This is a genomic window from Kitasatospora sp. NPDC043949, assembly GCF_056435365.1.
Window position 1 is genome coordinate 220,717 of the sequence record NZ_JBWKEQ010000004.1, and the last position, 20,385, is coordinate 241,101.

Below are 20,385 nucleotides of genomic sequence, written 5' to 3' on the forward strand. Positions count from 1 at the left end.
GCACGGTAGGCGGACCGGCGTCGCCGCGGCAAAGGCTTTTCAGCGGTCGGGGCCGGCCGGCCCCGGCGCCAGGGGTGGGCCAGGAGCGGGAAGCGCCCCGCGCCGGAGCGGTTCACTGGGGCCCGCAGACGTCGGTGGCGGCGGGGGAGAGGGGTTCCGGGCCGCCGGCCGGGTCGCGGGTGAGGAGGTAGCGGGCGCCGGGGCCGGTGTCGGCGGCGCGGTCGGCGGCGTTGTAGAGGGAGCAGCGGGAGAGGGAGAGGCAGCCGCAGCCGATGCAGCCGGTCAGCTTGGCCTTGAGGCGCTGGAGCTCGGCGATCTGCTCGTCGATGCGGCTCTGCCAGGATTCGGCGACCCGGTCCCACTCGGCGCCGCTGGGGGCGGGGCGCTCGGGGAGCCGGTCGAGGGCGACGCGGGCCTCGTCGAGGGAGAGGCCGACGCGCTGGGCGGCGCGGACGAAGGCGATCCGGCGCAGCGTGCCGCGGGGGTAGCGGCGCTGGCCGCCGGCGGTGCGGGTGGCGTGGATGAGGCCGAGGCTCTCGTAGTAGCGCAGGGCGGAGGCGGCGAGGCCGCTGCGGCGGCCGAGCTGGCCGATGGTGAGCAGGTCGTCGCGGTGCGGGCCGGGTGCTCGGCCGTGGTCCGGGGTCGCGGTCATGGGCACCCACTCTAGCCGCTTGACCTCAAGTCGACTTTAAGTTGCACCATCGTGGTCATGACGACGAACGCAACCGCGGACCTCGCGGAAACCGCCCGTTTCGAGGACCTGTCGGCGCTGATGGGCCTGATGACCGGCGACGAGAAGCACGGCCCGGCCGCCACCTCCACCCTGGACGCGCTCTGGGTGCTGTACGACCGGGTCCTGCGGGTGAGTCCGGAGCGGGCCGAGGCGCAGGACCGGGACCGCTTCCTGCTCTCCAAGGGCCACGGCCCGATGGCGTACTACGCGGTGCTCGCGGCCAAGGGCTTCATCGACCCCGGGGTGCTGCCGAGCTTCGGCGGCTACGACTCTCCGCTCGGCCACCACCCGGACCGGATGCTCGTCCCCGGGGTGGAGATCGCCTCCGGCTCGCTCGGGCACGGCCTGCCGCTGGGCGTCGGCACGGCGCTCGGGCTGCGGGCGCAGGGCCTGACCGACCCGGCGGTGTGGGTGCTGGTCGGCGACGCCGAGTTCGACGAGGGCTCCAACCACGAGGCGGTGGCCTTCGCCGGTGCGTACGGGCTGGAGCGGCTGCACGTGGTGGTGATCGACAACTCCTCGGCCACGCACGGCTGGCACGGCGGGATCGCGGCCCGGTTCGCGGCCGAGGGCTGGTCCGCCGTGACGGTGGACGGCCGCGACCACGAGGCGCTGTACCGCGCCTACACCGCCGAGCACCCGGGCCGCCCGCACGTGGTGGTCGCCCGGGTCGAGCCCAAGGACTCCTGAGCCCGAGGACTCCTGAGACCGAGGACTGCTGAGCCAGAGAACCCCCACGCAAGCGCCAACCAGCACGCAAGCGCCAACCAGCATGAACCGAAAGGCACTTCACCGATGGACACCATGCGCGACCGCTTCATCGACGTCACCAGCCGCCTGCTGGACGAGGACCCCCGGCTGGCCGTGGTGCTCGCCGACATCAGTGCGGCCGCCTTCGCCCCGGCCCAGCAGCGCCACCCGGACCGGGTGGTCAACGTCGGCATCCGCGAGCAACTGCTGATCGGCGCGGCCGGCGGCCTGGCGCTGACCGGGATGCGCCCGATCGCCCACACCTTCGCCAGCTTCCTCGTCGAACGTCCCTTCGAGCAGGTCAAGTTGGACCTCGTCCACCAGGGCGTCGGCGCCGTCCTGGTGAGCGCGGCCGGCTCCTACGACTGGCCGGCCGGGGGCCGCACCCACATGTCCCCGGGCGACGTCGCCCTGCTGGACACCCTGCCGGACTGGACGGTCCACGTGCCGGGCCACCCGGACGAGGCCGAGAGGCTGCTGCGCCACGCCGTCGCGGACGGCGACCGCAACGTCTACGTCCGCCTCTCGGAGCACCGGAACGCGCAGGCCCTGCCGGTCGAGGCGGGCCGGTTCACCACCGTGCGGCAGGGCTCGCGCGGGGTGGTCATCGCGGTCGGGCCGATGCTGGACGCGGTGCTCGCGGCCACCGAGGGCCTGGACGCCACCGTGCTGTACGCGGCGACGGTGCGCCCCTTCGACGCGGCCGGGCTGCGGGCGGCGGTGGGGGAGCGGGCGGACGTGGTGCTGGTGGAGCCGTACCTGGCGGGCACCTCGGCGAACGAGGCGCACGCCGCGCTGGCCGACCGCCCGCACCGGGTGCTGGGCCTGGGCGTGCCGCGCGAGGAGCACCGGCACTACGGCTCGATCCCGGAGCACCTGACCGCCTACGGCTTGGACGCGGCCTCGCTGCGGGAGCGGATCGGCACCTTCCTCTGGTGACGTTCCTCTGGTGACGTTCCTGTGGTGACGCGCGGGGTGGGTCAGCGCGCGACGGTCGCCACCGCGACCACCGCCACCGCGTCCGCCCCCAGCCGTACCGCCGTCCCGTCCAGCGCCGCCGCCCCGAAGGCCGCTACCAGTTCGCGCCCGGTCCCGTCCAGTGGCAGGGCGGCCTCGGTGGGGCCGAGGTTCACGGCGATCCGGTACGGCCCCCGGTGCACGACCAGCCAGCGCGCCGCCTCGTCGTACGCCACCCGCACCGCGCCGAGGTCGGGGTCGGACAGCTCCGGCCGGTCGCGGCGCAGCCGGATCAACGTCCGGTGCCAGGTGAGGAGTTCGGCGTGCGGGGCGCGCCGGGGCTCGGTCCAGTCGAGGACGGAGCGCAGGACGGTGGCGGGCTCCTGCGGGTCGGGGACGGACTCGGCGGCCCAGCCGTGGTCGGTGAACTCCCGGCGCCGGCCCTGCCGGACGGCCTCGGCGAGCTGCGGGTCGGTGTGGTCGGTGAAGTACTGCCAGGGGGTGGCCGCGCCCCACTCCTCGCCCATGAACAGCATCGGGGTGAACGGCGAGGTGAGCACCAGCGCGGCGCCGCAGGCGAGCCGGCCGGCGGTGAGGCAGGTGGAGATGCGGTCCCCGAGGGCCCGGTTGCCGATCTGGTCGTGGGTCTGGAGGTAGCCGAGCAGCCGGTGTCCGCCGTCCGGCGGGAAGGGGCGGCCGTGGCCGCGGCCGCGGAAGCCGGACCAGGTGCCGTCGTGGAAGAAGCCACGGGTGAGCGTCTTGCTGAGGGCAGCGAGCGGGTGGCGGGCGAAGTCGCCGTAGTAGCCCTGGGATTCGCCGGTGAGCGCGCAGTGCAGGGCGTGGTGGAAGTCGTCGCTCCACTGCGCGGTGAGGCCCTGGCCGCCGGCCGCGCGCGGGGCGGTGGTGTGCGGGGTGTTGAGGTCGGATTCGGCGATCAGGAACAGCGGGCGGTTGGTCGCGACGGCCAACTTCTCGACCTCGTGGGACAGTTCCTCCAGGAAGTGGACGGCCCGGTCGTCCGCGAGGGCGTGCACGGCGTCCAGCCGCAGGCCGTCGATCCGGTAGTCGCGCAGCCAGCCGAGCGCGCTGCCGGTCAGGTAGCGGCGCACCTCGTCGGAGCCGGGGGCGTCCAGGTTGACCGCCGCCCCCCACGGCGTGTGGTGCCGGTCGGTGAAGTACGGGCCGTACGCGGGAAGGTAGTTGCCGGAGGGGCCGAGGTGGTTGTGGACGACGTCCAGCACCACGCCGAGGCCCTTGCGGTGGGCGGCGTCGACGAAGCGCTTCAGCCCCTCGGGCCCGCCGTACGGCTCGTGCACGGCCCACGGCGAGACCCCGTCGTAGCCCCAGCCGTGTCGGCCGGGGAACGGGCAGACCGGCATCAGTTCGACGAAGTCGACGCCCAACTCGACGAGGTGGTCGAGGTGTTCGGCGGCGGAGTCGAAGGTGCCGCGGGGGGTGAAGGTGCCGATGTGCAGCTCGTACAGCACGGCGCCGGGCAACGCGCGGCCGCGCCAGCCGGTCTGCGACCAGCGGAACGCGGCGTGGTCGACCGGGCGGCTGGGGCCGTCGGGGCCGTGCGGCTGCCAGGGGGAGCGCGGGTCGGGCAGTGGCGGCCCGTCGTCGAGGCGGAAGGCGTAGTCGCCGGCCGGAGCGCCGCCGGTCCACCAGCCCGGGCGCTCCGGGCACCGGGCCAGCGGATGGGCGGCGCCGTCGACCTCGACCTCGACCCGGTCGGTGGCCAGGGGCGCCCACACCTCGTAGGTCCGCACGCTCAGCTCCTCCTCGTCAGCAGGGCCACCGGCCGGTCCGCCAGCAGCCGCGTGACGGGCACCGGGCCCGCCGGGTGGGTCCGCAGCGTCAGCAGGTCCGTCCAGGGCCCGCCCTCGGGCAGCTCCAGGACGGTGCCGCGCCAGCCGCCGGCGCGTTCCAGCCCGTACGGGAGCCGGGTGACGGCGGTGACCACGTCGGCGCCGCGGGCGAAGGCCAGCAGGTGGTCGGCGGCGGGGCCGGTGGCGCTCAGCGGCCGGTAGGGCCCGAGCGGGCGCTCGCGCCGCAGGTGCAGTGCCGCCCTGGTGAGGTGCAGCTTCTCGCGGGCGAGGTCGCCGGGGCGCGGGGCGGCCGCGTCGGTGAGCCGGACGGCGAGCGCGCCGAGGTCCACCACGCCCCGGTTGTCCGGGTCGACGAGCGTGTACAGCGGTTCCTCGCTGCCCTGGTAGAGGTCGGGCACGCCCGGGACGGTGAGGTGCAGCAGCGCGGCGGCGAGGGTGTTGGCGCGGGCGTAGGGGGCGAGGGCGTGCACCAGGCCCTCGATCCGGGGCAGCAGCCCGGGGTTGGTGTGGACGGCGCGGGCGCGCGCGGTGAGCGCCTGCTCGAAGCGGGTGTCGGGGGTGGTCCAGGAGGTGTGCAGCTTGGCCTCGCGGGCGGCCTTGAGGAGGGCGGCGACGAGTCGGTCGGGGTCGATCGGCCAGGCGGCGACGAGGGTGTGCCAGAGCAGCCAGTCGCCGTCGCGGGCACCGTGGTCGTGGTCGTGGTCGTGGTCGTGGTCGCCGTCGGGCCCGGCGGCGGTGGACCAGGCGGCGGCCTCGGCGGCCCAGGCCTCGGGCCGCTCGGCGAGCACGGCGAGCCGGGCGCGGGCGTCGGCGCTGCGCTTGGTGTCGTGGGTGGACAGCACGGTCATGCTGTGCGGCCAGGCGCGCTCCAGGTAGCGGCACCAGTCGTGGAACCGGGCCGGCGACAGCCCCGGCCGGCCGGGCTCGCCGCCGACCTCGTTGAGGCCGGGCAGCGCGTTCCACCGGTAGAAGGCGGTGTCCTCGACGCCCTTGGCGGCGACGGCGGCGGCGGTCTGCGCGAAGCGCTCGCAGAACTCGTCCTTGTGCGGCCCGCTCCCCAGCTCCCCGAGGGCCAGGGCGGCGACCAGCCGGTCCGTCGGGTCGGCCGAGCCGCCCAGCGCCGCGCGCACCTGCTCGGCCGAGGCCGGCGGCACCGGCTCCCCGGGCCGGGCGTACGGCCGGTACGCCGGGTAGCCGGTGAACAGCCGCCGCAGCGCCGCGCGCAGCCGCCAGGGCGCGTGGTCGGCGTGCGCGGGCTCGGCGGCGCCGATCCGCAACGCGATCCGCACCAGCCGGTCGACCTCGGCGGCCAGCTCGCCGTGCGGCGCGGTCATGTCGGCCCGCCCGCGCCGGGCGGCGGCGACCGCCGGGTGGGGGTCGGCGCAGGACTCGCCGCCCGGCGCGGAGCCGGTCAGGAACGCCGCGTACGCCCCGGCCAGCCGGCAGGCGCCCGCGTGGTCGGTGAGCACGCCGTCGATGCGGCGCAGCGCGTCGTAGCCGGTGGTCCCGGCGACCGGCCAGTCCGCGGGCAGCCGCTCGTCGCCGGTGAGGATCTTCTCGACGACGGTGTACGCCCCGCCGGTGGCGCCGGCGAGGCGGCGCAGGTAGCCGCGCGGGTCGGCGAGCCCGTCGGGGTGGTCGATCCGGAAGCCGTCGACGACGCCGTCGGCGTGCAGCCGCAGCAGGGTGGCGTGGGTGGCGGCGAACACCTCGGGCTCCTCGACCCGGACGGCGATCAGCTCGTTGACGGTGAAGAAGCGCCGGTAGTTCAGTTCGGTGCGGGCCAGCCGCCACCAGGCGAGCCGGTACCACTGGCGGGCGAGCAGCTCGTCCAGCGGCAGCCCCGAGGTGCCGGGCCGCAGCGGCAGCTCGTGGTCGTGGTAGCGCAGCACCTCGCCGTCCACCGCCAGCTGGTCCAGCACGGCGCCGAGCCGGTCGCCGAGCAGCGGCAGCAGCACCCGGCCGCGCGCGGGGGCGTCGGCGGGGCCGGGCTGGGCCGCCCAGTCGATGTCGAACCAGCGCGCGTACGGCGAGTCGGGGCCGTCGCGCAGCACCTGCCACAGCGGCTGGTTGAGCCGCTCGGGGACGGGCACCGCCATGTGGTTGGGCACCACGTCGACGAGCAGCCGCAGGCCGTGCCGGTGGGCGGCGTCGGCCAGCGCGCGCAGGGCGCCCTCGCCGCCGAGCTGCTCGCTGACCCGGCCGTGGTCGACGGTGTCGTAGCCGTGGGTGGAACCGGGGGCGGCCTCCAGCAGCGGGGACAGGTGCAGGTGGGAGACGCCGAGGGCGGCGAGGTAGGGGACGGCGGCGGCGGCGTCGTGGAGGGTGAAGCCGGGTTGCAGCTGGAGGCGGTAGCTGGCCGTGGGGGCGGTGGCGGATGAGGGGGAGGTGGCGGCCGGGCGGGGCGGTGCGGGCTCGGCGGCGGAGGTCATAGGTCCATGAGTACCCGGGGGAGCCCGCCGCCAAGACCCGCTGCTGGTCCGAACAGGTGAGCGCGGGGTGTCAGGCCGGCCGCTGGAGCACCATCAGCGAGCGGTCGGTGAGCCACAGCGCGTCCCCGGCCTTGACCCGCGCGCCCGTGCCCGGGGCGGGCAGCCGGGCCTGTGCGGTGTCGACCACGACCTGCCACTCCTGCCCGTGGTCGGCGGGCAGGGTGAACTCCAGCGGCTCGAAGTGCGCGTTGAACATCAGCAGGAAGGAGTCGTCGACGATCCGCCCGCCGCGCCGGTCCGGCTCGGAGATGGCGTAACCGTTGAGGAAGACGGTCAGCGACTTGGCGTAGCTGGCGCCCCAGTTGCGCTTGGTCATCTCCTCCCCGCCGGGGGTGAACCAGGCGATGTCGGTGAGGTCGTCGTGGCCGCCCGAGTCATGGCCGCCGGAGGGGTGACCGCCGGAGGGGTGACCGCCCGAGGGGTGACCGCCGGAGAGGTGGCCGCCCGAGGGGTGACCGCCGGAGAGGTGGCCGCCCGAGGGGTGACCGCCGGAGAGGTGGCCGCCGGCGGCGAGCGTCCCCGGCCCGGGGCGACCGGGGACCGGCCGCCCGTGGAAGAAGCGCCGCCGCCGGAACACCGGGTGGTCGCGGCGCAGCCAGATCATCCCCTGGGTGAACTCCAGCAGCCGCGCCTCGGGCCCGTCGCCGTCCGGCCAGTGCAGCCAGGTGAGTTCGTTGTCCTGGCAGTAGGCGTTGTTGTTGCCCTGCTGGGTGCGGCCGAGTTCGTCGCCGTGGGAGAGCATCGGCACGCCCTGGGAGAGCATCAGGGTGGCGATGAAGTTGCGCTGCTGGCGGGCTCTGAGCTCCTCGACGGCCGGGTCGGTGCCGGGGCCCTCGACGCCGCAGTTCCAGGAGCGGTTGAAGGACTCGCCGTCGCGGTTGTCCTCGCCGTTGGCCTCGTTGTGCTTGTCGTTGTAGGAGACGAGGTCGCGCAGGGTGAAACCGTCGTGGCAGGTCACGAAGTTGATGGAGGCGATGGGGCGGCGGCCGTCGTCCTGGTAGAGGTCGGAGGAGCCGGTGAGCCGGGAGCCGAACTCGGCGAGGGCGGCGGTCTCGCCGCGCCACAGGTCGCGCACGGTGTCCCGGTACATGCCGTTCCACTCGGTCCACAGCGGCGGGAAGTTGCCGACCTGGTAGCCGCCCTCGCCGAGGTCCCAGGGTTCGGCGATCAGCTTGGCCTGGGAGACCACCGGGTCCTGCTGGACGAGGTCGAAGAAGGAGGAGAGCCGGTCGACCTCGTGGAACTGCCGGGCCAGGGTGGCGGCGAGGTCGAAGCGGAAGCCGTCGACGTGCATCTCGGTGACCCAGTAGCGCAGTGAGTCCATGATCAGCTGGAGCACGTGCGGGCTGCGCATCAGCAGGCTGTTGCCGGTGCCGGTGGTGTCCTCGTAGAACCGCTGGTCCTGGGCGAGGCGGTAGTAGGAGACGTTGTCCAGCCCGCGCAGGGACAGCGTCGGTCCGAGGTGGTTGCCCTCGGCGGTGTGGTTGTAGACGACGTCCAGGATCACCTCGATCCCGGCCGCGTGCAGGGCCTTGACCATCGACTTGAACTCCTGCACCTGCTGGCCCCGGTCGCCGCTGGAGGCGTAGGAGGAGTGCGGGGCGAAGAACCCGATGGTGTTGTAGCCCCAGTAGTTGGTCAGGCCCAGGTCGCGCAGCCGGTGGTCGCGGACGAACTGGTGCACCGGCATCAGCTCGATCGCGGTGACGCCGAGCTTGGCCAGGTGCTCGATCACCGCCGGGTGGGCCAGGCCCGCGTAGGTGCCGCGGATCTCCTCGGGGATGCCGGGGTGCAGCCGGGTGAGGCCCTTGACGTGCGCCTCGTAGATGACGGTGCGGTGGTAGTCGGTGCGCGGCGGGTGGTCGGTGCCCCAGTCGAAGTACGGGTTGATCACGACCGAGTGCATGGTGTGCGGGGCGGAGTCGAGGTCGTTGCGGCGCTCGGGCGCGCCGAAGTGGTAGCCGTAGACGGCCTCGTCCCAGTCGATGTGCCCGCTCATCGCCTTGGCGTACGGGTCCAGCAGCAGTTTGGCGCTGTTGTGCCGCTGGCCGAGGCCGGGGTTGTACGGGCCGTGGACGCGGAAGCCGTAGCGCTGGCCGGGCTGGACGCCGGGGAGGTACGCGTGCCGGACGAAGGCGTCCGTCTCGCGCAGTTCGACGGCCGTCTCCGAGCCGTCCTCGTCGATCAGGCACAGCTCGATCCGGTCGGCACTCTCGGAGAACACCGCGAAGTTGGTGCCGGCCCCGTCGTAGGTGGCGCCGAGGGGGTAGGGCTTACCGGGCCAGACCTGCATGAGTCCTCAACTTCCTTGCATTCAACGGAAACTGACGTGTAGTCCGATAACGCGCCCGGACCCGGACGCTCTCTTCCCGGCCGGGCGGCCGGGCATGTGCGGCGCTCGCGCGCCGTGACGCACGGCACAGTGCGCATACTCCCCGAGCCTTCCCCCGGCGGCCGGGACATGTGCTGCCGGTTCGCCCGAACGGGTGTCCAGTCGGCATTCCTGTGATAAGTGCGGGCCGGTGGCGGGCGGGCTTGTGGCGAGCGGGCCTGCGATGAGCGGGGCCTGCGACGGGCGTGGGTCTGTGAAGGGTGGGCCTGGTGGTGGTGCCGGGCCCCGTGGGCCATCCGGCTGCACACCGCTCGCGGCGGGCAGTACCCTTGATCGTCCGGCCGTCCCCGGGCCGGTGGCGTTCCATCAGCCGCGCAGGGGCGGAGCGTAGAGCAGCAAACCAGGTGAGGTGGCGCATGGTGTTCCCCGCCGGCGGCCGCGGCCCGGGGCCCGACGGCCCCGACCGGGGCGGCGCCCGCAGCGAGGCGCCCACGGTCGTCATGCGCCCCACCCTGTCCGGCCGTCCCCTGGTGCCCGCCCAGGGCGGCCCGGTCGAGGTCCCCGCCCTCGCCTGGTCCGCCGCCGAATGGGAGGACGCCTACCAGCGGGTCCGCCTGTCCGGCCGCGCCTACGTCTGGCTCAACCTCGTCGAGCAGCGGCTGCGCTCCCTCGTCGACGAGGTGCTGCACCCCATCTACGCCCCCGCCCACGGCGAGGACTGGGTCACCGCCGCCGCCGGCCCCGCCGGCGAGGAGTGGGCGCACCGGGCCGGCGCCGTCCGCGAGGTCAGCCGCCGCAAGGGCTACCTGCTCGACCCGGCGGACGACGACCCGCTGGTCTTCCTCACCCTGCCCCAGCTGCGCGAGCTGATGGTCCAGCACTGGCCCTGCTTCGAGCCCTACCTGTCCGACCGGCGCGAGATCGAACTCGCCCTGGACGAACTGGAGGTGGCCCGGCACGTGGTCTCCCGCAACCGGGTGCTCACCCAGACCGTCCTCGCCCAGACCGAACGCGCCGCCGCCCGCCTGCTCGCCGTCCTCGACGGCGGCGCCGGCGGCGTGCCCGCCGACGTCGTCGAGTCGCTGGTGGCCGGCCGGTACGCGGACGTCGTCGCCGTGCACGCCGACCGCGTCCGCCTCCAGCGCGACCTGCCCGTCGAGGACCTGCTGGACGGCGCCCGGCGTCTGGACGCGCTCGGCATCGGCCTCGGCATGCTCTGCCAGAACTACACCGGCAAGCGGCTGGTGCGCCTGGCCGGCGACGGCTGCCGGGTCCGTCTGCTCTTCCTCAACCCGGCGAGCAGCGCCGTCCGCCGCCGTGAACGCGAACTCGGCCTCGGACGCGGCGAGTTGTCGCGCTCCATCGAGATGAACATCATGCACGTGCGCCGGGTGCGGGCCCGGCTGCGCGACCAGGGCGGCTTCGAGATCCGGGTCTTCGACGAGACCCCGCGCTTCACCGCCTACCTCGTCGAGGGCCCCCGCCCGACCGGCCAGGTCGGCGGCCGCCGCCAGAGCCGCGACCTCGGCGTCATCCAGCCCTACCTGCGCCGCGCCCGGGGCATGGAGTCCCCGGCCCTGGTGCTGCGCGGCGGCGCCGGCCAGCAGCCCGGCGGCAGCGAACAGGGCCTGCTGGAGGTCTACCGCGAGGAGTTCGAGGGCGCCTGGGGCGACTCCCGGCCGGTGTCCTGAACCCTCCCCCCACCTCTGACGGACCATCGGATCCCTCTCTCCACCCCCGGGTGGAGACCCGGAACTCCATCCGTGCGGCGGCGACACCCCCGGGCCGCGCCGCACAAGCTGGAGGCGGGGTCGCGGCCGCACGAGCGACGCGACGACGTCGAGGGGAGTGCGCCGTGGTGTACGGAACAAAGCGCGGGACAGGACGGGGGGCAGCGCGCGGAAGGCTGCGCGAAGGGCCCGGGGCGGGGCTCGGGACGGGGCCTGGCGGAAGGCTGCCGGGGAATGCCCGCCGAACCGCCCGCCGGCGCTGGCCGTTCGCGCTGGCCGGCGTGGCGGCAGCCCTGCTGGGCCTGCTGCCGGCCGTCCCCGCCGAGGCCCGGGAGGCGGGCGGCTGCCGTACGGCGACCTCCGCCGGCCGCCTGCAAGGGGTGGCCCAGGACGGCCGGTGCGCCTACCTGGGCGTCCCGTACGCGGCGCCGCCCACCGGCGAGCGCCGGTTCCGCCCGCCGCAGCCCGCCGCGCCCTGGCCCGGAACACTGCGCGCCACCCAGGCCCGCCCCGGCTGCCCGCAGGACCTGAGCGCGGGCGGCGGCGGCACCGAGGACTGCCTGTACCTCAACGTGTGGTCGGCGCACCACGGCGGCGCCCGCAAACCCGTCATGGTCTTCCTGCACGGCGGCGCGGACGAACTCGGCGCCGCCGCCCAGCCCGTCTTCGACGGCGGCCTGCTGGCCGAGCGCGGCGACGCCGTCGTGGTGAACCTGGACTACCGGCTCGGCATCCTGGGCTGGACGGAACTCGGCGCGCTCGACCCGTCCTACGCCGGCTCGGGCAACAACGGGCTGCGCGACGAGAGCGCCGCGCTGACCTGGGTGCGCCGGCACATCGGCGCCTTCGGCGGCGACCCGGGCAACGTCACCGTCTTCGGCCAGTCGGCCGGCGCGATCTCGATCAGCGCCCTGCTGGCCGGCGACCACCCCGAGCGCCTCTTCCGGCGCGCCATCGTCGAGAGCGGCCCCGGCTACCTGGTGCACACCGCGGCCGCCGCGCGGGCCACCGCCGGAAAGGTCTTCGCCACCGGCGGCATCCACACCGTCGCGGACCTCGACCGGCTGAGCACCCAACAGGTCCTCGAACTCCAGGAACAGGTCCAGCACGGGCTCTCCGGACTGTCCTCCGCGGTCTTCTTCGGCCCCTCCATCGACGGGGCGCTGGTGCCCGGCCCGGTCGTCGAACGGATCGCCGCCGGCAGCGCCCGCGACGTCGACGTGATGACCGGCACCACCGAGAACGAGACCGACTACTGGGCGCTGTTCGACCCCACGCTGCCGGACCTCCCGCTGAGCGCCTACCGCAACCTGCCCCCCGTGCTCGCCGACCGCAAACAGCAGATGTACGACCGGTACGCCGCCGACCGCCCCGGGGCCACCGAGGGCCGGGTGGTGAACGCGATGCTCACCGACCAGACCGAGCGGATCCCCACCCTGCGCCTGGCCGAGGCCCAGTCCCGCTGGCGGCCCACCCACGTCTACCAGTTCGACTGGCACGTGCCCTACGTCCCCGGCCTGCCCGCCGCCCAGAACCTGGGCGCCATGCACACCCTGGAACTGCCCTTCGTCTTCGGCGGCCTGGACCTCGGCGCGATCCCGCGCGGCGCGCAGACCGTCGCCGCCCAGCGGCCCGAACTCACCCGGCTGTCCGAGCGGATGGCCGACGCCTGGGCCTCCTTCGCCCGCGAGGGCGACCCGGGCTGGCCGTCCTACACCGCCGACGCGCGGGCCACCCGGATCTGGGACCTGAACCCCAGCGTCCAGTACGCCCCGCACGACGACGAACGCGCCCTCTGGGACGACTACTCCTTCCCCGCCCTGGACCTCGGCACCCGCTGAGGCCTTCCCGCCTTCCCACCGGAGCAGGGGGCCGGGCCACCGCCCGGCCCCCTCGGCACGCCCCGCCCCGGCGTCCGGCCCCTGAAACCCGCTGGCCAGGCCGGTGCGGCCGCTGCCACACTGCGGGCCGTGAACAGCCTCCCCGCCTGGACCCTGCGCCCCGCCACCGCCGCCGACGTCGAACCCGTCGCCGAACTCAAGGCCGTCGTCCTGCGCGCCGACCTCGAACGCCTCGGCCGCTACGACGACGACCGGGTCCGCCGGCGCCTGCGGGCGGGCTTCTCCAGCCGCCACAGCTCCGTCATCCTCGTCGACGGCGCCTTCGCCGGCTCCGTCACCGTCCGCCCCGCCGAGCAGGGCGGCCGCTGGATCGAGCACTTCTACCTCGCCCCCGCCCACCAGGGCCGCGGCCTCGGCACCGCCGTCCTGCGCCACCTCCTCGCCCAGGCCGACGCCGCCGGCGAGCCCGTGCGCCTCGACGTCCTCCAGGGCAGCCCCGCCCGCAGCCTCTACGAACGCCACGGCTTCGTCCTCGACCACGAGGACCCGATCGACGTCTACCTGGTCCGCGAGCCCGCCGCCTGAACCGGGGCCGGCCCGTTGGTCGGGGCGTGGCGCCCGGTGACGCTCGCCCGGGTGACGCGAGTAGGCCGGACGGATGGTGACCGGCGGTCGGGCGCGGCGCTCACCCGAGCACCGGGCCCGACCGCTTGTTAGCGTCCCGTCCATGATCGACAGCCCGCACTCCACCGGCTCCGAACACCCCCGCGCCACCCGCCGCGGCCTGCTGCGCACCGCCCTCGGCGCCACCACCGCCGGAGCCCTCACCCTCACCGGCGCCCGCCCCGCCCAGGCCGCGCCCCGCACCGCCACCCGGCGCATCGACTTCCACGGCCTCCACCAGGCCGGCATCACCAACCCGCCCCCCGGCTACGGCACCTTCCTCGCCCTCGACGTCAAGGCCCGCGACCGCAAGGCCCTCGAAACCCTCCTGCGCACCCTCACCGACCGCATCCGCTTCCTCACCGCCGGCGGCACCCCGCCCGACCTCGGCCCCGCCGCCGCCCCCTCCGACAGCGGCACCCTCGGCCCCGACCTGCCCGCCGACGACCTCACCGTCACCGTCGCCGTCGGCGCCTCCCTCTTCGACACCCGCTACGGCCTCACCCGCCACCGCCCCCGCCGGCTCACCGCCATGCGGCCCTTCCCCGTCGACGCGCTGCGCCCCGCCGAATGCCACGGCGACCTCTCGCTCCAGATCTGCGCCGAGAACCGCGACACCGTCCAGCACACCATCCGCGACCTGCTGCGCAGCACCAACGGCCTGATCCGCCCGCGCTGGCAGCTCGACGGCTTCCAGAACCGCTCCCGCCCCACCGGCGCCGCCCGCAACCTGCTCGGCTTCAAGGACGGCATCGAGAACCCCGACACCACGAACGCCCGCGAGCTGGACGCCCTCGTCTGGGTCGGCGAGGGCGGCGACGAACCGCGCTGGGCCGCCGGCGGCAGCTACCAGGTCATCCGCGCCATCCGCACCCTCGTCGCCGGCTGGGACGAGGTGCCGCTCAAGCAGCAGGAACGCCTGATCGGCCGGCGCAAGAACGACGGCGCCCCGCTCGGGGCGGCCGGCGAGACCGACACCCCCGACTACCGCAACGACCCCGACGGCGCCGTCATCCCCCTCGACTCCCACATCCGCCTCGCCAACCCCCGCACCGACGGCACCCGCGACAGCCGCATCCTGCGCCGCGCCTTCAACTACGACCGCGGCCTCGATTCCGACGGCGAACCCGACCTCGGCCTCGCCTTCTGCTGCTACCAGCAGGACGTGGCCCGCCAGTTCGAAGCCGTCCAGACCCGCCTCAACACCGAACCCCTCGCCCGCCACCTCCGCCCCACCGGCGGCGGCTACTTCTACGTCCTCCCCGGCGCCCACGACACCACCGACTGGCTCGGCCGCACCCTCCTCACCGCCACCTGACGCCCCGGTTCGCGCGCCCGTCGCCCAACCGGGGCGCGGGCGCCCGCCGTTGGGGCGACCTGCCGAAACCGAGGGGGCCGTCCGCCGCCGTACCGGCCCGCACCCCGACCGCCCCGGCGGCCGGGATGTCGGTGGGGCGGGTGATGATGGGGGCTGTTTCGAGAGGCAGGACGGAAGGACACCCCCTTATGAGCTGGTGGCAGCAGCCACTGGTCGGCTTCGACCTGGAGACCACGGGCACCGACCCGGCCGTGGACCGCATCGTCACGGCCGCGCTCGTGGACACCGTCGGGGCCCGCCGGGTGGGGGCCGCGCACTGGCTGCTCGACCCCGGGGTCCCGATCCCGGCCGAGGCGGAGGCGATCCACGGCATCGGCGACGACCTGGCCCGCGGCAAGGGCCGGCCGGCCAAGGAGGCGGTGGAGGAGATAGCCGGCGCGCTCTGCGAGCGGCTCGCCGCAGGGCGCCCGGTGGTCGCGTTCAACGCGCCGTTCGACCTGTCGCTGCTCGACGCCGAGCTGCGCCGGTACGGGCTGGTGCCGCTCGCCGAGCGCCTCGGCGCCCCGGTCGGGCCGGTGCTGGACGCGCTGGTCGTCGACCGGGCGGTGGACAAGTACCGCAAGGGCTCGCGCACCCTGCAGCGGGTCTGCGAGGTGTACGGCGTCGAGCTGACGGACGCGCACGAGGCGGGCAGCGACGCGCTGGCGGCCGTCCGGGTCGCCGTCGCCCTCGCCGAGCGCTACCGGGCCGAGGTCGGCGACGTCGCGCCGGCCGAGCTGCACGAGCGCCAGATCGGCTGGTACCGGGAGTGGGCCGAGGGCTTGCAGGCGTGGCTGCGCCGCGGCAAGGACCCGCAGGCCGTGGTCGACCCGCGGTGGCCGATGAGGTGACCGCCCCCGGTGAGGCCGGCGGGCCGGGCGGGGCCTAGCCGGCCGGCCAGTCGAAGGTGTAGCCCTGGGCGACCAGCCAGGGCAGCAGCTGCTTGAGCGCGGCCACGGTCTGGGTGCGGTCGCCGCCGCCGTCGTGCATCAGGATCACGCCGCCGGGCTTGAGCTGCTTCTGCACGGTGGAGACGATGGCCGGCACGCCCGGGCGGGACCAGTCGCGCGGGTCGACGGACCAGCCGAGCGAGGACATGCCGAGGCTCGCGGTGATCTGCTCGTTGTCGGCGTTGAAGCCGCCGCCGGGGGCGCGGAACCAGCTGACCCGGGTGCCGGGGCCGCCGGCCTTGACGATCATGTCCCTGGCGGCGGAGATCTCGTAGGCGGCCTTGTCGTGGGGGAGCTTCGCGAACGGCTGCGGGTGGTGGACGCTGTGGTCGCAGAGCCGGTGGCCGGCCGCGAGGACGCGCTTGACCAGGGCCGGGTTGGCGGCGGCGTTCTGGCCGATCTCGCAGAAGGTGGCCTTGGCGTGGTACTGGGCGAGCAGGTCGAGGATCTGGCCGGTGGCGGGGCCGGGGCCGTCGTCGAAGGTGAGCGCCACGGTGTGGCCGCCGGAGGCGGTGGAGCCGATGACGGTGCCCGGCTTGACCGGGGCGGGCGGCGGCGCGGGGGTGCCCGAGGGCGTGGTCGCGACGGGCGTGGTGGTGACCGGGGTGCTCGGCGTGCCGCTGTGGGGCGCGGCGGTCGTCTCGGCCGGCGCCTTGGGCGTGCGCGGCTTCGGGACGGCCGGCGGGGCGGCGGAGGCGGGTGCGCTGTCGGAGCCGGGGGCGGGCGCGACGGTGGCGACGGGGCCGTCGGTCGGCCGGGAGTCGGTCGGCGCGATGGTGATCGGGGGCTGGGTGCTGACGCCGGCCGTCGGCTGGAGGGCTCCGCTGGCGGTGCCGCACGCGGCCAGGCCCAGGGTGGCGGCCGCCACGACGCAGCTTGCGACCAGCCGGCGGCGGGCCGTGAGGGCCGTACGGGTCGGAGGGGAGGGCCGGCGGGTGGCGGAGTGGGGCATGGCGGCGGCTCCTGTGGTGCAGAGGGGTGCAGAGGACGGGTGCCGATCCCTCGGTCAGGATGACTGTCCGATAGGACGCCGAGCGTACGTGCCCCGGTTGCGGAGCGGACCGGAGCGCCGTAGGAGTCTTCTCACACGCGCCCGGGTTGGCGCCCCCGCGGCCCGCCGGGTATCCCGGGGGCCGTGACGGGGGCGTCCCGGCACTTCAGAGGCCCGGCACTTCAAGGCCCGGCACTTCAGGAGCCCGCCACTTCGGAAGCCCGACGCCCCGGGAGCCCGACGCCTCAGAACGGGTACCAGCGCACCTCGGTGGCACCCTCCCGCAGCGAGGCGACCCGGCGCCGGAACTCCGCCAGCGCGGCCGGATTGCCGGGCACCTGCTGGGCGACCCAGGAGGCGCTGGCGGTCTCCCGGGCCCCGCGCAGCACCGCGAAGCCGGGCCAGGCGCGCACGTCCCAGCCGTACGCCTCGACGAAGGCCCGGTACTCCTCGCCGGGCACGCCGTACCGGTCGTGGCTGAGCGCGAGGACCGCCAGGTCGTGTTCGCGCAGGTCGTGCGAGACGTTCTCCAGGTCGAGCAGGACGGGCCCGTCCGGGCCGACGTGGACGTTGCGGGGCAGCGCGTCGCCGTGGATCACACCGGGGTGCAGGTGCGGGGCGAGGTCGGGCAGGGCGGCGGCGAAGCCGTCGCGGCGGTGGCGCAGGAAGGCGACGTCGGCCGGGTCGACGTGGCCCTCGGCGGAGGCCAGCCAGCGTTCGACGGGGGCCAGCAGGTCGCGGTGGGCGAGCGGGAAGGGCGGCAGCGGCAGCCGGTGCAGGGCGCGCAGCAGCGGGGCGAGGTCGGCGGGGCGGGCGGGGCGGACGGCGGGGGCGAGCCGGTGCCAGAAGGTGACGGGGTGCCCGTGGGCGAGCTGGGGCTCGGCTTCCACCGCGTCGTACGGGCGGACCACCGGGACGTCCTGGGCGGCGAGCCAGTGGGCGACGGCGAGTTCGTGCCGCGCCCGTTCGTACAGTTCGGGGCCGCGGCCGACCTTGGCGACGACGGCCGGGTCGCCGAGGTCGAAGACGGCGTTCTCGCCGAGCGCGAGCAGCCGGGCGTCGCCGGGGCCGGGCAGTCCGGCGGACTCGCAGGCGTGGGCGAGCAGCAGCCGGGCGCGGCCTTCGTCGAAGGGGATCATGGCGGTGCTCCGTTGGGGCGGCGTTCATCCGGAGGCCTCCGGACGGTGATCATCATGACGGACCGGGGTGGGGTTTTCCCTACCCTCCTACCCTGACATCTCCTCCCAGGGGGTAGGGGAGAGATCCACCCTGAGGGGGAGCTGTCTCCACCCGGAGCACGAGGTCAAGGGGCGTGCGCCCGGGAGAAACTGGGTCGGGGCCGCTTCGGAGCGGCCTGACGGGGGTTGGACCACGGGGGCTCCTTGCCGGGCGGCAAGCAAGTACTCGTAGGATGACGCCCAAATCCACTTACCTGCCGACCGGCTAGGGAGCGCCGCCGCGCGTCTCCCACCGGTCCAGCCGTCGCCCGGCGTCCCGTCCCCCAAGGGCTGCGGTGAACCATGCCCAGGAGGCATCGAGCATGTTCCACCGACTAGGACAATTCGTCGTACGCCGCGCGTGGTGGGTGATCATCGCGTGGGTGATCGGAATGATCGCCGTCCTCATGACCGCGCCGAAGGTCAGCTCGCAGACCGACGAAGCCGCGTTCCTCCCCAAGCACTACGAGTCCATCCAGGCCGCACAGGTGCAGGAGCGCGCCTTCCCGGCCGCCTTCACCCCGGGCGCGCTCGCACTCTTCGAGCGCAACGACGGCGCCGCGTTCACCGACGCGGACAAGGCCGCGATGGGCAAGCTCGTCCAGGACCTGACGGCCAAGAAGATCGACGGCGTCGAGAAGATCATCCCGCCGTCCGACCAGCTGGGCATATCCCCGGACCACAAGTACGCGATGGCCATGATCGCCGTCGACAAGTCGAAGCAGCAGGACCAGAACGGCACCGCGGACATCGCCAAGGCCCTCCGCGACGACGGCAAGGCACTGGCCTCCGGCACCGACCTGAAGTTCCAGCTCGGCGGCCCCGCCGCCCAGGCGCTCGACCAGAAGGAAGCCTCCGGCTCGGCCGAGGGCATCATCACCATGGCCACGGTGCTCCTGGTCATCGTGATCGTCGGCATCATCTTCCGCGGCATCCTGGCCGGCCTGCTGCCGGTCCTGGTCTCGCTGATGATCGCGCTGCCCGCCTCCATCGGCCTGATCAACTACGCGACCGACATCTTCAACCTCAAGAGCACACCCATCCTGATGGCGATCCTGATCGTCGTCGTGCTCGGCGTCGGCACCGACTACTTCCTGTTCCTCGCCTTCCGCTACCGCGAGCGACTGCGGGCCGGCGACGGCCGCGATGCCGCCGTGGCCAACGCGGTCGGCCGGGTCGGCGAGGCGATCGCCTCCGCCGCCGGCGCCGTCACCATCGCCTTCGCCGCGCTGATCCTCTCCAGCCTCGGCATGTTCCAGGCGCTCGGCCCCGCGCTGGCGATCGCGGTCGTGGTCACCGCCCTGGCCTCGCTCACCCTGGCCCCCGCGCTGCTCGCGGTCATCCCCGCCCGCGCCGTCTTCTGGCCCGGCAAGAAGTGGACGGACGAGCCGAGCACCGCGCGCTTCACCGCGCTCGGCCGGGTCGTCCAGAAGCGCCCGGCGCTGGCCGCCGTCGCCTCCGGCGGCGTACTGGTCGCCCTGTCCGTGGGCGCGCTCGGCTACAACGGCCTCTTCGACATGGCGGGCAGCTCCATGCCCAAGGACAAGGAGTCGATGGTCGTCCAGGACAAGATGGCCAAGGGCTTCTCCGCCGGCGCCGCCGACCCGAGCCAGGTCTACCTGAGCAGCACCGACGGCAAGAAGCTCGACCCGGCCTCCTTCCCGGCCTTCGCCGACAAGCTGCAGGGCGTCGGCGGGGTGTCCAAGGTCTACCTGCCGAGCGCCGACGCCAAGAGCATCAGCGCCGACGGCGCCACCGCCCAGTTCACCGTCATGCTCAAGGACGCCCCGACCAGCAACGAGGCGATCGACGCGGTGACCGAGCTGCGCACCGTCGCCCACGCGCAGGCCCCGGCCGGCAGCGAGGCCAAGGTCGGCGGCCTCACCTCGGTGTTCAAGGACATCAACCTGGCGATGACCCACGACTACAAGCTGGTCTTCCCGATCGCCGGGCTGCTGATCCTGCTCATCCTGGCCCTCCAGCTGCGCAGCGTGGTCGCCCCCTGGTACCTGATGGCCTCGGTAGGCCTCGGCTTCAGCGCCACGCTGGGCGCCACCACGCTGATCTTCCAGAAGATCGGCAACGAGACCGGCCTGATGTTCATGATGCCGATCCTCATCTACCTCTTCGTGGTGGCGATCGGGACGGACTACAACATCCTGATCATCGCCCGTCTGCGCGAGGAGGCCCGCGCGGGCCGCAGCCCGCGCGAGGCGGCCCGCGAGGCGCTGCGCCACGCCGGCCCGACCGTCGCCGCGGCCGGCTTCATCCTGGCGGCCTCGTTCGGGACGTTCATGCTCGCCGGCAACACCTTCATGATGGAGTTCGGCTTCGCGATGGCCTTCGGCATCGTGCTGGCGGCCTTCGTGATGGCGATGTTCTTCACCCCGGCGCTCACCGCGCTGATCGGAAACCGGGCCTGGTGGCCCGGCCACGGCGCCGACCCCGAGCACGGCCACGGCGCAAGCCTCGGTGCCGGCCCGGCGCCGGCGGCGGACGCGTACGGCGTGCCGGAGCCGGCCGGACGGCGCTGATCGCCTCGT

Annotated in this window: 14 protein-coding genes; 8 read left to right on the plus strand and 6 right to left on the minus strand. The window is 74.5% G+C overall.

Going from position 1 to position 20,385, the window contains the following annotated elements:
- Positions 1 to 112: 112 nt before the first annotated feature.
- Positions 113 to 652 (minus strand): redox-sensitive transcriptional activator SoxR, encoded by a 540-nt coding sequence (gene soxR, locus AC07AL_RS06090; RefSeq protein WP_400988480.1) that lies wholly within the window; start codon positions 650 to 652, stop codon positions 113 to 115.
- Positions 653 to 709: 57 nt separating this feature from the next.
- On the opposite strand from soxR, the gene AC07AL_RS06095 reads away from it, so the two are divergent.
- Both AC07AL_RS06095 and AC07AL_RS06100 read left to right on the plus strand, forming a co-directional pair.
- Entirely contained in the window at positions 710 to 1,423 is a 714-nt protein-coding gene (locus tag AC07AL_RS06095; RefSeq protein ID WP_350881656.1) for a transketolase, read from the plus strand.
- 105 nt (positions 1,424 to 1,528) lie between these two features.
- Entirely contained in the window at positions 1,529 to 2,422 is an 894-nt protein-coding gene (locus AC07AL_RS06100) for a transketolase family protein (protein WP_363584151.1), read from the plus strand.
- Between the two features lie 41 nt (positions 2,423 to 2,463).
- Here the strand turns inward: AC07AL_RS06100 and treZ are convergent, their stop codons facing one another.
- From treZ to glgX, 3 genes are all read right to left on the minus strand, one after another.
- Positions 2,464 to 4,209: a malto-oligosyltrehalose trehalohydrolase gene (treZ, locus tag AC07AL_RS06105; protein WP_363630266.1), complete on the minus strand. Its 1,746-nt coding sequence runs from the start codon at positions 4,207 to 4,209 to the stop codon at positions 2,464 to 2,466.
- Positions 4,210 to 4,211: 2 nt separating this feature from the next.
- Positions 4,212 to 6,701 carry a malto-oligosyltrehalose synthase gene (gene treY / locus AC07AL_RS06110; protein WP_478316986.1) on the minus strand — a complete coding sequence of 830 codons (2,490 nt, stop codon included), beginning with the start codon at positions 6,699 to 6,701 and terminating at the stop codon, positions 4,212 to 4,214.
- A gap of 70 nt (positions 6,702 to 6,771) precedes the next feature.
- Positions 6,772 to 9,054, minus strand: coding sequence for a glycogen debranching protein GlgX (gene glgX, locus AC07AL_RS06115; protein ID WP_478316988.1), 2,283 nt, complete (start codon positions 9,052 to 9,054; stop codon positions 6,772 to 6,774).
- 455 nt (positions 9,055 to 9,509) lie between these two features.
- Here glgX and AC07AL_RS06120 point away from each other — a divergent pair, with 455 nt between their 5' ends.
- The 5 genes from AC07AL_RS06120 (at position 9,510) to AC07AL_RS06140 (ending at position 15,535) form a co-directional block, all read left to right on the plus strand.
- On the plus strand, positions 9,510 to 10,784 hold the full coding sequence (locus AC07AL_RS06120; protein WP_371516519.1) for an SAV2148 family HEPN domain-containing protein: 1,275 nt from the start codon (positions 9,510 to 9,512) through the stop codon (positions 10,782 to 10,784).
- Positions 10,785 to 11,104: 320 nt separating this feature from the next.
- On the plus strand, positions 11,105 to 12,664 hold the full coding sequence (locus AC07AL_RS06125) for a carboxylesterase/lipase family protein (RefSeq protein ID WP_478316990.1): 1,560 nt from the start codon (positions 11,105 to 11,107) through the stop codon (positions 12,662 to 12,664).
- A gap of 129 nt (positions 12,665 to 12,793) precedes the next feature.
- Positions 12,794 to 13,249: a GNAT family N-acetyltransferase gene (locus tag AC07AL_RS06130; protein WP_363584142.1), complete on the plus strand. Its 456-nt coding sequence runs from the start codon at positions 12,794 to 12,796 to the stop codon at positions 13,247 to 13,249.
- 142 nt (positions 13,250 to 13,391) lie between these two features.
- A complete protein-coding gene (gene efeB / locus AC07AL_RS06135) occupies positions 13,392 to 14,645 on the plus strand; it encodes an iron uptake transporter deferrochelatase/peroxidase subunit (protein WP_400810800.1) in 1,254 nt (417 codons plus the stop codon).
- Between the two features lie 188 nt (positions 14,646 to 14,833).
- Complete coding sequence (locus AC07AL_RS06140) at positions 14,834 to 15,535, plus strand: exonuclease domain-containing protein (RefSeq protein ID WP_363584138.1); 702 nt, start codon at positions 14,834 to 14,836, stop codon at positions 15,533 to 15,535.
- 34 nt (positions 15,536 to 15,569) lie between these two features.
- Here the strand turns inward: AC07AL_RS06140 and AC07AL_RS06145 are convergent, their stop codons facing one another.
- Both AC07AL_RS06145 and AC07AL_RS06150 read right to left on the minus strand, forming a co-directional pair.
- Positions 15,570 to 16,586, minus strand: coding sequence for a polysaccharide deacetylase family protein (locus AC07AL_RS06145; protein ID WP_478316992.1), 1,017 nt, complete (start codon positions 16,584 to 16,586; stop codon positions 15,570 to 15,572).
- A gap of 284 nt (positions 16,587 to 16,870) precedes the next feature.
- Entirely contained in the window at positions 16,871 to 17,764 is an 894-nt protein-coding gene (locus tag AC07AL_RS06150) for a phosphotransferase enzyme family protein (RefSeq protein ID WP_478316994.1), read from the minus strand.
- A 470-nt stretch (positions 17,765 to 18,234) separates the two neighbouring features.
- Here AC07AL_RS06150 and AC07AL_RS06155 point away from each other — a divergent pair, with 470 nt between their 5' ends.
- Positions 18,235 to 20,376, plus strand: a complete 2,142-nt coding sequence (locus AC07AL_RS06155) for an MMPL family transporter (protein ID WP_478317030.1) — start codon at positions 18,235 to 18,237, stop codon at positions 20,374 to 20,376.
- The last annotated feature ends 9 nt before the right edge of the window (positions 20,377 to 20,385 follow it).